The 13,755-nt window shown below is 69.5% G+C and carries 2 protein-coding genes; one reads left to right on the top strand and one right to left on the bottom strand.

The genetic code is table 11. From position 1 onward, the window contains the following. Positions 1-13,152: winged helix-turn-helix domain-containing protein (locus NE235_RS36855; protein WP_252811525.1), on the bottom strand; the 13,152-nt coding region annotated here is incomplete at its 3' end. A 165-nt stretch (positions 13,153-13,317) separates the two neighbouring features. Here NE235_RS36855 and NE235_RS36850 point away from each other — a divergent pair. Further along, a partial coding sequence (locus tag NE235_RS36850) for a hypothetical protein (protein WP_252811523.1) occupies positions 13,318-13,755 on the top strand: 438 nt, incomplete at its 3' end.

Genomic DNA, 13,755 nt, shown 5'->3' with positions numbered 1-13,755 from the left:
CCACTTAACCGCGGTCTCCGACGCACCCAGTTCACGCGGCCCAAAACGCCAGACCAGGCCCTTATCCGTGTTAACCGGAATAATCAGCTGAGATTCACCCGAAACGTCCCTGATTCTGTCACGGAGAGCACGGAGGACATCGGAGAAGTGCCTGGTATCCTGACCGGCCCAGACCGCCTGGATGATCTCGTCTCTCGACACGGGAATACCGTGATTGTTGGCGAAGAACATCAACATCTTGCGCTCGAGGCGGGACAGCCAGATCTGTTCCCCGTTCCTGCGGACCTCGCCACCCGCGGCCAGATCGATCTCCAGATCCCCGACCCTCAGCAACCGCACCCCGGCGAGGAACTTCCCTCCCTCATCCTCGACCACCAACACGCCCCCCGGCGAATCAGGCCCATATCGGCGGACCACACCATCCACACCCACCACGGTGACCGGCACCAGATTCCACCCGACCACCATCGCCTTCCCGTGATCGACCCAGCCGCCACGAGCCCCATCCGCCAACAGGTCCTTGAAATTCGCCACCGACGACAACTCAGCCGGCACATCTGCCGCCGTCGCCCTCTCGGCCACAAACCCATTCAAGGCATTCACAGTGCCAGGCGCACCCTCCACTCCCGCAGCACGCAACGACTCCACCAACGCCTCATCGAACCCGGCCATCGGCTGCAGGAAGAAGTCCACACCCCCGAAAACGACACCCCGGCGACCAACCCGCTTGAAGACCTCCGAGGCCGCCGAAGAGGACGCCGTGGCCGCCGCGGACACCGCTGACGAACCGGCAGAACTCTCCACAACAACGGAATCCCCTGAAACCTGCACTGAGGATGACCCACCATCTGGCGCACCACCAGGCAGGACCACCGGCCGCCCGAGCCGGAAGATCTCCTCAAACGTCTCCCCACCGGCCACCCGCCCGGTCCCGTAAATCTGCGCGATGCTCTCACCGATCTGCCGCAGCGTGCGCTTCCCCTGCGGATTCAGCTGCCGATGCAGCTCGGGCAACCGACTCTGAAGCTCGGCCTCCTCCTCCGCGCCGAGCCCCACCTTCAGCTCCGCGAGCTCGGCGCGCACCTCCGCCCACAGGACCTGCTCGTCGTGCGAGTCAAGCCCCGGCACGCCCCCGACCTGCGGCCCGGCCGGGTGAGGAGCCGGCACCGAGGTGCCCGGCGAGGCGGAGACTTCGGGCTCCGCGTGCGGAGCGCTCGTCCACTGCGGCCAGCTGTCCCGCAAGTGCGACGAATGACTCCCAGCCGCGGTGGGGGACAGGCGGCCCGCGTACACCGAAGTGCGGGCCAGCGCGGCGGCCGCCTCCTTCACCGAGCGTTGCCGGCCACCTTGTTCTTCCGGGAACAGGGCCGTCGTCACCTCGGCATGGCGACCGCGGAGCACCTGCCGGAGCAGCGGATCCAGGTCCGGGTAACGCGACAACGTGCCGCGCAGCGGGCTGGCCCCCGGCAACGCGCCCCTGAGGATGCGCTCCGCCCCGATCCCCCACCGGCCGGCGTCCCGCAGGCTCTCCAGCAGTCGCCGGGCGTGCTGGACGTAGTCGGACTCCCGCGCCGCCAGAACGTGATCAAGGAGCCTGCCGCGCACGAACGCGTCGGTCTCGCGCAGCGTGCGCGCCCGTGCGTCCATCGGGTGCCCTAGGAGATGCGGCTCCGTGATCACCGCCGCCACACGTCCCAGCGGGCTCACGAGCCCGTCCCCGATCTCCTTCCAGCCCTCCGGAGCCCTCTCGTACTCGCTCCGCAGTGCGGCCTGGACGTCCTTCAGGGCACCGGTGAAGAACAGATCCTGGTCAACGCCGTGTACCCCGAGGCTGTCGAGCCACTGACCCGGCGTCTGCAGACCGGCCCTGAGCGACAGGTCCAGGATCATCCATCCCGAGGAGGTCCGGACGGCGGGCGCGGCGTAGGACCAGCTCTTCTCCCGGTAGTTCGGACCCAGCATCTGAGCGCCGTTGGGGAAGGACCCGGTGACCGCGATCTTGCCTACCGGCGCCCCCAACCGCAGCAGGTACAGCGTGGCCAGGTGCGCCCGCAGGTGACCGTCCTCGCGATGGTCGTGCGGGACCCGGACGTCGCCGACGCCGTCCAGGTGGACATGCAGATCGAGGAGCGCTTCGTACCAGTCGTAGAGCTGTTGAGCCGAGGTGACCCCCGCCGGGGGGTTCGACCCGAACAGGTCCGGGATTCCGCGGTCGAGGACCTCGGTCAGGGTCTCGGCGGTCACGACCGGTGGGCGAGCCTCGCCGCCGGAGGTCTGGCGGCCTGCCAGGACGTCGAGTCCGGTCTTCGGCGCATACGCGAAGAAGGGGCGATGCGAGGTCTGCGCGCCGGTCTCCGGGTCCACCGTTTTGACCGTACGGCCGGCGTGGTCCGCGAGTTCGGTGGCGAAGGAGTCCTCGCCGTCCGGGCCGGCGACCTCGGCGCCGGGGGCCACCACCAGCACCTCTCGGGGCTCCGTGGCGGTACGGCTGCGTGCGCTCCAGCCGTCCGTCTCGTCGGGCTGGTAATTGCGCGTGATCCAAAGGGCCGTCTCCTTAGGATCACGGGGATAACCGTTGAAGAATATGGTCCCGGTCGCAGAGTTTTGACCACGGCGTCGAATGCGTGGTGCGCGACGGAATTCCCCCACGACGATCGGAACATCCGAGGACGTCGGAAAACGCGGAATATCCGAGGACGTCGGAAAACGCTTTGGTTTCTTGGTCGACAGAGCCGAGAACCGGCGGAAGCCCCGGTAGAGCTCGTCTAGCGCGTAGTTCTGCCGGAGCGGGTTGACCTCGAGAGCCTGCCCCTCCGGTCCGTAGATCTCCTCCAGGACGGGAACCGGCTCCCCGAAGCGGTCGCCCGGCCCGTAGGTGTCCCGGAGCAGGTCTGCCATCTCCGGCATGTGCCGCTCGACCCACTCGCTCGTGTTGTTTTTTGGCAGGCGGGTTGACAAATCGATGCCGGCATTCACCCCGAACCAGGCGTTCGTCGCCTCGGCCCAAAGCTCCTGATCATCAACCGTCGAGTAGTTGCTGCTGCCGGACCTGTCCGGATTGGTCGGCAGCCCGTCCGGCCACTGCACCGTACTGCCGCGCGACTTCAGGTGATCGAACTGCTGACGAATCTTCTTATTGGCGTCCGGGCCGAGAACCAATCCCTGAACGAGGTGCGCCACCTCGTGAACGAAAGTGGTGTAGCCCGTGGTCCGGGAGCCCTTGATCAGGCCCAACAAGCCGAGCAGGTTCTCCTCACTTACGGCCGCGAACTTGCCGCTTGTCAATGCCCGCATGGTGTCGTAGGTCCTACCGTCGCCATGCTTCTTACCGGCGAAATGGGTGAAGCCGGGCAACGACGTGAGCTCTGCGCCACGCGGGATGATCACTACCCGGCCGCCCTTGGTGATCAGCTTCTGCGCAGCGTCCGGGCGATGAAGGAACATACGGGTGAACATCACATGGCCGGCCCGCCGGGCGGCCGCGGGCTGCTCGACCTCCGCAGGCACTATGAGCATCAGCTGCGTCACCACGGCCACGAAGTGCCCCGGCTTATCGCGGTCGGGCAGCAGCCGACGCAGTTCAGCCACGAACTTCGCGTTACCGGCCCAGGCCTCCCGTGTCTCCGCAGGCAGGAACGCCAGCGTCCCGGCTCGACCGGCCGGTGACAGCTTCGCCAGGAACTCGGCCGCCTTCGTCGGCGGAGCCCCCGGTTTCAGCGCCGCCGGGATCGGCTCCGGTCGCGAGCTCGACCCCGGTTTCAGCGCCGACCCCACGTTTTGGAAACTCTTCTTCGCGCGCTTCCAGACGCGCGAGATCGAAGCAGTGGGCTTCCCGGGATTGATGTCTCTGGCGGGTTTCGGGGCCGCGAAACCTTCCGGGGCGAGGTCAATGGCCGATTCAGGTACTCCTCCGACGGGCGGCGCGGCATCGGCCTGGGTGGCCGGCTTCGCCTCGCTCGCGCCATAGCCGGTCGCGCCGGGGGTTTCGATGCCGCGCAGGCTCGTCCCGGCGCCGCCCGGCGCGGTGGCTCCGGCTGCGGGCCGGTGCTCGGTTCGCGCTCCGGTGAACGGGTCGACCACCACGACGGTAACGCCGAGACGCGCCGCGAGTTCATCGGCGAAGGAGGGCCCGCCCGCCGGTTCGGGCGTTCCCGGCCCGGAGGTCACCGGCCCCGGGACCTTCCGGGTCGGCACCACCCAGACCGGCCCCTTCGTCAAGGTGTAGTGGCGGGTGATCCATCGCGCGGTCTGCTCCACGTCGTGCGGGTACGCGGCCGAGTCACGCTGATGGGGATTCTCGGCGATCGAGATCGTTCGTGTTACGGGGTCGAAGTGGCCTTCGACCACTGAGGCATCGGTGTGCGAAGGGGCCGGCGTCCGCTCGGCGTCGCCGCCGACCGGCGGGTCGGTCTCGGTGAGTCGCCGGTCGTCCCCGGTCGCCTCTGTGCGGGCCTCCGGATCGAGGGCTCGGACGTTCGTCATGAACATCCGGTAGCCCTCGTAGAGCGACTCCTCCGCGAGGGTCTGGCTGACGGGGTTGGCGTCCTCGATGCCTCCCGGCGGGCCGTAGATCCGCCCGAGGAGGTCGAGCATCGGCCCTTCGTGGTCGATGAGCCACTGCAACGTGTTGTGGCGCGGAAGACCGGTGGAATCGTCCAGGCCGGTGTTCGTTCCCAGGTAGACGTTGGTCAGCTGGGCCCAGTACTCCCGCACGTTCAGCGCGGAGTAGTTCCTGCTGCCGGGCCGTTCCGGGTTGGTGAGCGGGCCGTCCGGCCACTGCGCGGCCGTTCCGGCCTGGGTCTTCTCCGCGAAGTGCCGCTCGATGATTTCACGGTCCGCGGGATCGAGGAATCCGTAGAAGAGGTGCGCGAACTCATGCAACGCGGACGAGTATCCGCTGCTGTATGTGACGCCCCCCGGCTCCGTCTCGCCGAGGAGGTTCTCCTCCGCGATCGCGACGACCCCGTCACCGTGGAACCCGCGGACCTCGGCCCACGGTCTGCCGTCCTCGGTGTTCGTTCCCTCGAGGTGGCGGAAGCGGGGCAGAGACGTGAGAGCGACGCCTCGGGGGATGACCACCGCCACTGCCTTCGCGCCGACCCGTTCGGCGAGAGGCCGGTTGTAGGCGAGCGCCCGCGTCACGGCCTGCTGAGAAACCCGCCGGCTTGCCGCGGGTCGCTCGACACTGGACGGCACCTCGACGATCCGTTTCGCCACCGTGGCCGCGAAGCGCGCATCGGACACGGGGCTGCCGGTCGTCTCGGTACCGCCCGTGGCGGCCCCGTCGGACGCGGGCGCGCGTCCGGCCGGCGGTCGTGCGTCGTCCGCGTCACCGGTGCGCTCGGTCGATCCGGTGGCGGACGTGGCGGCCGCGTCCTCGCCGCTCGTCTGGTGGCGGACGTCCCCGGACATCGGAGGAGCGGCGCTCACGCTCGGCATGCTCACGGGCGGTACGGCCGGGACGGACGATGTGGTGTCGCCCGTGCCGCCGGACGCCGGCTGCGTCCCCGAGGCCCCCGCGTCCGCCGGTTGGACCTGTGCGTCCGCCGGTTGGACGTGCGCGTCCGACGACGTCCCGGTCTCCGGCTGCTCACCATCGGCCCGCGCGGGCGGTGGCGTCGGCAGTGCGGGGGGCTGTTCGGCCGCGCGGCGCGCTCGGTCGCCGAGTTCGGCGCGTACGGCCTGTTCGAACGTCTGCTGCCGGGCCTGCGCGCTCAGGTAGAGGCGTCCCAGCTCCTGGTAGCCGAGGCCGTGGCGGTCCAGCTCGGCGCGCAGCTCCGGTGACAGCAGCCCCTGCTGTTCGGCCATGGCCGAGGTGAACACACGGTGCTTGGAAGCGGCCTTGTCGAAGACCCACAGGCCGCCGCCGCTCGCGCCCGGCTCCCAGCGCGCCGTGGCCGGGTCGTAGAAGGAGGTTCTGCCGCCGGGCGAGCTCCAGGTCTGCCGTACGGTCCCGTCGGAGCGGGTGACGTCCACCCGTAGGTGCGCTCCCAGCGTGTGCGCGACGTCGCGGCCCAGGTCGGCGAGGTCGAGCTGCGAGATCGCCACCAGGGGGGGCAGCGCCACGGGCGCGCCGGCCGGGTTGTCCGGCCGGAGGGCGTGCACCTCGTTGACGGCGTTGATGATGTCGTTCATGGCCGCGCGGATGGTCTCGGCCGGGCCATCGGGGATCCGCGGCAGCGCCTCGGACCGCCGGAGCGCGTCCGGTTCCTCGACGGCCGGGTCGGCCTCGCGTGCCGCCTCGAGGTCGGCCCGCATGCTGCCCAGCCCCCAGTCGAGCACGGCCTGGTATGCCTGCAGGGCGATGGCCCTCTCGTCGGCGGTCAGCACCACCGGCCGGTAGCCGCCGACCTGCCGCCGGATGTACTTCGCGACGTCCTGGAACGCCTGCTGGGCCGCGCTCCCCTCCTGCGCCGCTCGGGCCAGGAGCGGTGCCAGGTCGAAGCTCGGCGCCTCGTCCATCGCGGGCCAGGACTCCGGCTCCGGCGGAGTCTTGGCGTTGTCCTCGGCGATCTTGGCTTGGATCTCGTTGACCTCGGCCTGGTACAGCTCCGCGTAGACGTAGCCGGTGATCGGGTCGCTGTAGAACCGGCCCTTCGGCTTGGGAGAACCGAACAGGTGGTGGTGGAACAGGTCGGCGATCAGACGGCCGCGGAAGCGCATCCGGACCAGGTAAAGCGGGCCCTTCTCCTTGGGGTGCTGCTCGCGGCGGAAGTTCTCGGTACCGGCCGAGGCGTCGGTGAACGACGTGGTACGGCCGTGGCTGGTGCCGGGATTCCACGAGTGGGCGGGCGTGTGGTCGCCTATCGGGCCGTGGGCGCTCCCCGCGACGTCCATCACGCCGCGCGCGTGATCGGTGCTCGCGCTGACCGTGGTGCCGCTCTGGTGCTTGGTGTACCGGCCGACGCCGGCGCCCTTCTTGAGGGGGGCGAGCACCTCCAGCGCGCTGAGGTCGCCCTTGAGCGACAGCGTCGCCCGTTTGCGGTCGGAGCCGGGCCGGAAGATGTTGTCGCCCAGTTTGTAGGTGTCCCCGCCGGTCGCGTCCCGCAGGTGGCCGGCCAGGTGCATCCGCGACAGCAGCGTCGGCATGGACAGGCTGGACCGCAGATCCGGGTCCCCGGGCCGTTCGCCGAGCAGCTTGCTGAACCAGCCGGGGGGGAATATCCGCGCCAGGAGGTCACGGCCGATCCGCACCGTGTCGTCGAAGACCACGCCGGTGATGACGGCGTCCTCCGGCAGCTTGGGCAGCGGCGTGAAGTTCGGCCGCGGGTGCGCGGTGTCCGTCGAGCCCGACTCGGCGAGCGCGCGCGGCAACTGGATCTCCAGCGTGCCGTCGATCGTGGCGGTCTTGGTGGCGCTGTGGTGGGTCCAGCCGTCGAACGCCTTGTTCAGCAGGTTGTTCAGCGGACGGTGGGGCATGCCGAGCCGCCGTACCTCCGCCGTCAGCTCGGTGTCGAAGCCGAGGACGTAGTGGTCGAACCCGTACTGCGTCTGTTCGACGACGCTGTTCTCGGTGCGGGTGACCCCTCGGTGGTTGCCCACGGAGCTCTTCGCCGCACCGGACCCGCCCCCGCTGGCGCTCTGCGGGCCGCCCGCGGAGAACTGGGGGAAGGTCGCGCCCTGGGAGACGTCACGCGAGGTCGACGTGGCCGCGCCCTGATAGCCGTGCGAGTAGACCTCGTTGTTCTCACCCGGCGCGAAGTCCCGTACTTCCGGCTTGCCCAGAGCGAGGCGCAGGTTGACCTCGACGACGTCCGCCAGCAGCCACCCGTTCGGGTGGACCAGGTAGAGGGACAGTCCCTCCTCGCCAAGGAGCTCATCGATCATGGTCTGGTCACGGCGTTTCGCCAGCAGAGCCTGCAGGGCGTCCACGCCGCCCTGCAGGCGGCCGATGACCCGGCCCTCGCGGTCCCAGACCTCCGCACCGGCCGACAGCAGGCCCGGCGCGACCTCATCGACCTGCGCCTTGACGAACTGGTACGTCGACCTGCCGTCCCGGTGCCGCCACGTGCGCAGGCCGCTATGGCCGGTGAACGGGCTCTTGCCCGTCAGGTACTCCGGCAGCCGGAGCTCCTCGAAGGGGAGCGGCGGTTCGGGCAGCTTCTTGCCGAAGGCCGCGTTGAAGGCCTCCCGGACCGCCTCGTCCCGGACCGGGGAGATCTCCTGGGTGTGCCGACCGGCCAGGGTCGTGGCCATGGCCGCGCGGTCGTCCGGCAGATCGTCCGGCAGGACGGGCACCCCGGTCTTCCATCGGTGCAGGATTCCGGCCGCGACGTCGCCGGTCAGCTCCAGGTCACCGGCCTGCCACGCGGTCATCGCCTCAGCCAGCCGCGCGTTCGACAGCGTCCGTGTGCCCGCCGCGTACTCGACCAGGTCCTGCGGCATCTTGATCTGCCGGCCGGTGACGGGCGGATCGGCCAGCGGCAGGTCGAATGCCGTGCCGAACCTCTCCCGGGTGGCGGGGTTCATCACCCGCAGGCCGCCCTTGCCGTGCATCCGTGCCAGGTCACGGGCCAGCTCGGTGACGAGTTCCGGCTCCGCCACTCCGGGGTTGGGCCGCGCCATCAGGTCGGTGTGCCACCGGGTGAGGATCCCGGCCACGACGTCACCGGTCAGCCGCAGGTCACCGTCGCGCCAGCGGGTCAGCGACTTGGTGAGCTCGGCGTCCGATACCGGCAGCGACCCGTCCGCGTACCACTTCAGCGCCTCGGGCTCGGTCAGGACGTACAGCAGCGTGCGGTCGTTCACCTCCCGCGGCGCGTGCTCCGTGTGCGAGGAGGGCAGCAGTTTCGCGTGCTTCTCCAGTCGGCCGGCCACCGTGAAGTGCGCGGGTGCCCGGTACACGAACGCCCGCTTGACGGCGACCTGGATGTACTCCTTGCCGCCGACCCGCGAGTCGACCTGCGACTGATTCCACTGCCAGCGCTTGTTGATTTCGCCCGCGCCGGTGAGCGCGACCACGTCGCCGGCGTTGCCGCCGAAGGCGGCGTTCAGCTGCTGCCAGCTCAGCCCGTACGCGCTGTTGGCGCTGCGCTTGCTCTCCTCCAGCAGCAGCTTGATGATGCCGAGCACGAAGTTGTCGGACGTGGCGCCGACGAACGTGGACGGGCCCAGGTCGCCGGCGATGTCCAGCGCCGCGAACGCATCGCGGAAGAGCCCGGGGTCGACCAGCTGGTCGGTCGTGTACTCCTTGTTGAAGATCTCTTTCAGATGGGCTCGCACATTGGTCAGCCCGGCGAACGCGTTCACGTTCTGGTTCGCCGCTCCCGCCGGTCCGACCAGGTCCCCCAGCATGGAGGCCGCGGCTTCGGTGAGGCCGGTGGTGTCCGCGTGGAAGACGACGCCCTGCTCAAGGACCTCGGCCGGCGTCCACTTCTCGGCGTTCATCAGCTCGGGCACCGACATCTGGTCCGGTGCCGGCTGCTCGGCCAGGTCGATCGGCATGAGGTGCGCGATCGCCTTCTGCCCCTCCAGCGGGGGAAGGGTCAGATCACTGGTCTTGCCGGGGAAGCGCAGAGTGACCCGGTAGTCGTTGGTCAGCAAGACCTCGAGCGCGTCACCCGGATGTTCGAGCAGGTCGGGCTGGTTGTTGATGAAGGTCACCGCGTCGGTGGCGCCGATGCTCCGCTGCGCCTCGAGGCCGCCCCCCGCGCCCTGGAGGAAGTGGTACAGGATTCTGAGCTTTGCGCCGACGGCGGCCTTGCGGGAGTGGCTCGTGGACATCCCGGCGGTGTCCATGCCCATCGGCAGGTTGACGAGGTGCCACTCGGGCGTGGTCCGCAGGTACTTCGGCGGCGTGTCCTTTCGCTGCGTCGCCTTGATCTCCACCTCGACGGAGTCGACGTCCAGGTCGACGCCCGTGGTGCCCCGGCGCTCCTTGAGCGTGAACCTCATGCCGTCCTGGAGCATCGAGTCGTAGTGGGAGGAGAAGCCCCACAGCGAGACCATCTTGTCCAGGAGTTCTTCGTTGTCCAGCCGACTGATGATCTTGTTGCCGTGGGTGTACCAGTGTTCGCCGGCGAACGGGTCCTCATCGTCCTCCGGCAGGAACCCCATCGGCCGCAGCGCCGACGCGATCATCTCCTTGATCGTGTCGATGGTCTGCTCATCGGGCCTGACGGTGCCGAACCCGATCCCCTTCCCCTCGAACAGGTACTCCGGCAGCTCGACACGCTGCTCCGCCTCGCCGGTCTTCGCGTCCTTCCCGGTCTCCGCGTCCTTCGCGTCCTTCGCGTCCTTGCCGCGGGGACCGGTGGTGAGCGCGTCCGGGGCGTACGGAACGGTGCCGCCGGTGGGACGAAGTTCCGGCTTCAGCGCGTCGCGGTCGACCGGGAGCCCGTGCTTGAACGCCTCGGGCTCGGGCAACCGCACCAGCCCACGGCTCCGCACCGGATTCGTCGTCGTCCGAGGGTTCGTCGTCGGGTCGGGATCACGGACCATCACCTTCGCCTGCAGCGCGAACTCCATGGCGTACGCGGCGGTGTGGCCCGTATAGCGCGGCACCATCACCCACAGGCCCGTCTTGCCCGCCGACACCGAGTCGGAGTTGCTGGAGGTGTAACCGGCGGAGAAGCCGCCTGTGACCCCCAGCCCCGGAAGCTTCGGCGGAGCGAAGCCGGCTTCGAAGTTGAGCGGCGTGAGCGTGCTCGAGTGCGAGACGGTGTGACTGCCGCTGGTCCCGTCGATGCCGGTTCGGGGGACCTCCACGTGCACCTTGTCGCTGGTGGCTCCCACCCGCTCGGTGCCCTCCATCAGCCGCACGGCGTGCAGCTGCACCATGGCGAGGGGATCACCGTGCTTGTCATGCAGCGTGAAGCGGTACCCCCTCTTGTCGTCGACCGCCTTGTCCAGGTGGGTGTTCAGGTTGTCCAGCTTCTGCAGCAACTCGTCGCGCGTGACGCTGCCGATCTTCAGGTGCAGACCCTGTGAGGCCAGCGTGTCGAGGATCTCGTCGAACAGAGCCGGCAGGTTCGTGAGCCCCGAGGCGTAGAAATGCCGCGGAAACCGTCGGGTGTCGACGCCCTCTCCGGTCGCGGTGACGGGATCGGCCGAGGGTTCCTTCGTGTACGGCTCGGGCGCCCACAGCAGGAGCTCCTGCGTACCCGGATCCTCGATCCGGACCGGCTTGATCTGCTTCCAGCTCGGCGTCGTCTCACCCTTGCGCTCGGTGCGCAGCTTGAACGAGATGTTGGGGCGGAACGCAAGCAGCGTCGAATCGCCCCGGTAGTCCTCGACGTGGCCGCCCTCGGCGTCCTCGACATGGCTCATGCTGCGGTTCGACTGGTTCGCCGTCCCGCTGAGCGAGGCGCCGGCCCGCACGATGTTCAGGGGGCCCACTCCCAGACCGACTCCGAACATCACCGCGACCGCACCGCGGGTCTGCTCCGTCTGGCCGCCGGTCGTCTGGACGTGCGCGCCGGTGGCGTACGCGGAGTTGATCGTCTCGTTGCTGACGAACTCCCCGTCCGGGGCGGGCAGGGTGGCGGGCCGCCCGTCCATCGCACCCGCGGGGTTGTCGAGAGTGTGCGGATCCGTCGGATCGAAGGTGATCAGCACCTCGGCCTTACCGAGCCGAACGATCAGTCCGCTCGTGTTCTCATCGTTCGTGCTGTCACCCAGCGCGTACGCGTAGTTGCTGACCAGCCGCTTCACCAGGGTGAGCACCTGATCGTCGGGCAGCGTGACACCCTGCGCGGCGGCCGCCTGCCGGATCGCCGCAATCAGCTCCCGCATGTACGGCAGCCCGAGCCGGGGCGTCATGGCCGACAGCGCCCTCCGGTCGACCTTGATCGGCGCCGACTGCGCCTGCGGCTGCGGTGGAGCCGGTGGTGCCGGCGGCTGCGGTGGAGCCGGTGGTGCCGGCGGCTGCGGAGCCGATGGTGCCGGCGGCTGCGGTGACACCGGTGTTCTCGGCGTGCCCCCGTCCGTCATCGGCTCAGCGGTCCCGGCATTCGACACGGCCGGCTCCGTGTGCGCCTCGTCGGCGCTCGTCGTCGCGGCGCTCGTCGTCGCGGCGGTCGACGGAGCCTCGGCGGGGGCGGTCAGCACCGAAGAATTCGTCGGCAGCACGGCGTACGCCGGCTCGTCCGATCCCTCTCCCTGCCTCACGGGGACATAGGCCTCGAAGCGCGTCTCATTCGGCCGGCCGACCGGGGCCTTGCCGCTGTCTGCGGCGGTCATCGTTCTCTCATCGACGTCGATGAGCACGCCGTGCGGAGCGATCAGCACCGGGCCGCCGGTCGCGATCGCGAGTGGCCCGGCGATCTGCCTCGACCCCGGCATCAGGAGGAACGGCTGGTATCCGGGTGCCCGGGCCGCGATCAAGGCGGCCAGTACGGCCGGGTCCACCGGTACGTCACCGACCGTCAACTTACCGTCGCGTACCCGCCCTGTGACGAGCACCGTCTGAGGCAAGACGATCCCCGCGAGCTCAGGCCGGTCGATCCCCGCGAGCAGCTCGACGGTCCGCTGGTCGAGCCGCCGGCCATCCTCGGTGGATCCCGGCAGCTCGAGCACCGCCGGACGGAGATCCGCCGTGACGTGCAGCGTCACGTTCCCGATCAGGTCCTCGATGTGCGGCGATGGGGGGGTCTCAACGGACACTCCGCCTGGCGCGGGGCGGGTCTCGGTCTCCTCCTGACCGCCGGCCGGAGACGCGGGGACCTCCCGGGCTCCGTCGCCCTCCAGGTCCGCCCGGCGGACGCGCTTGCCACCGGACGCGACCCGTGACGACGTCGAACCGTCACCCGGGCGGGATCCCTGGTTGCGAGCGATGCCGGCGCCGTCCATGCCGGACGGGTCGGCGGCCGGACCATTGCCGTGATCCGCCACAGCACCGGTTCCCTCAGCGGCGGAGCCGTCGCTCACGCTGGTCGAGTCGGCCGGCGGCTGCCAGGTGCGCGGCCTGCCGTCCTCCGCTGGTGCCGGTGGCCGGTGCTCCACCCAGCTGCGGGTGCCGGACGACGTCTCCTGAGGGGTCAGGACGCGCCCGCCGAGACGCTCGGCGGCGGCTTCGGCGAACGACGGACTGCCGTCGGGCCCACGAACCCCCGCGTCGGGAATGTTCAGGAGCAGCGGGTCGCTCGGCTCGTACGGCGTGTTCTTGCCGACCCACCGTATGAATTGGTCCAGGTCCCGGGCGCGACCGCCCACGGAGATAGTGGACGAACTCGGGTCGAACTCACCGTCGATCCACACCGCGCCCGACACAATGCGGAAACCTTCGGTTCCGCGCGCGGACTGGGAGGTGGCAGGTTCGCCGGTCCCCTGAGTGTCCGCCCGGGTCTCGGCCGCCCCCGACGCCGGCGTCTCCTGCCCATGCGGGACAGGGTCATCTGCCCTGACCTGGGATTCCCCGGAGCGGGTACCGTCCTGAGAAGCGGTACGCGACGTGCCACCCTCGACGCCGCCGACCCCAGTGGACTCGGAGTCACCCGGCGTCGTCGTCCCCTTGACCGGCTCACTGCCCGCTGCACCACCAGCGGTGCCATCGGCCTGTTCCGAGCCTGCAACCGAATCACGGCCCGCACCAGTCCGGGCACCGATATCACCGAGATTTTCCGCGATCCAGCGCTCACGCTCTTCCCGCACACGGTCAGCGAACGCAGCCCGCAACGCCCTCAAGGCGTCACGATCACCCGCCACCTGCGCATCATTGAAACGCTTCATCCACGAAGACGCCTCATCAGCAGGCAACCCACGAGCAATCGCCAACTGCTCATAACTGTGCGCCGACGCCCCCGCGTAAAACTCCCT

It is taken from the genome of Actinoallomurus spadix (assembly GCF_024055725.1).
Classification (GTDB): Bacteria; Actinomycetota; Actinomycetes; order Streptosporangiales; family Streptosporangiaceae; genus Actinoallomurus; species Actinoallomurus spadix.
This window is presented reverse-complemented; position numbering and strand designations above follow the sequence as displayed.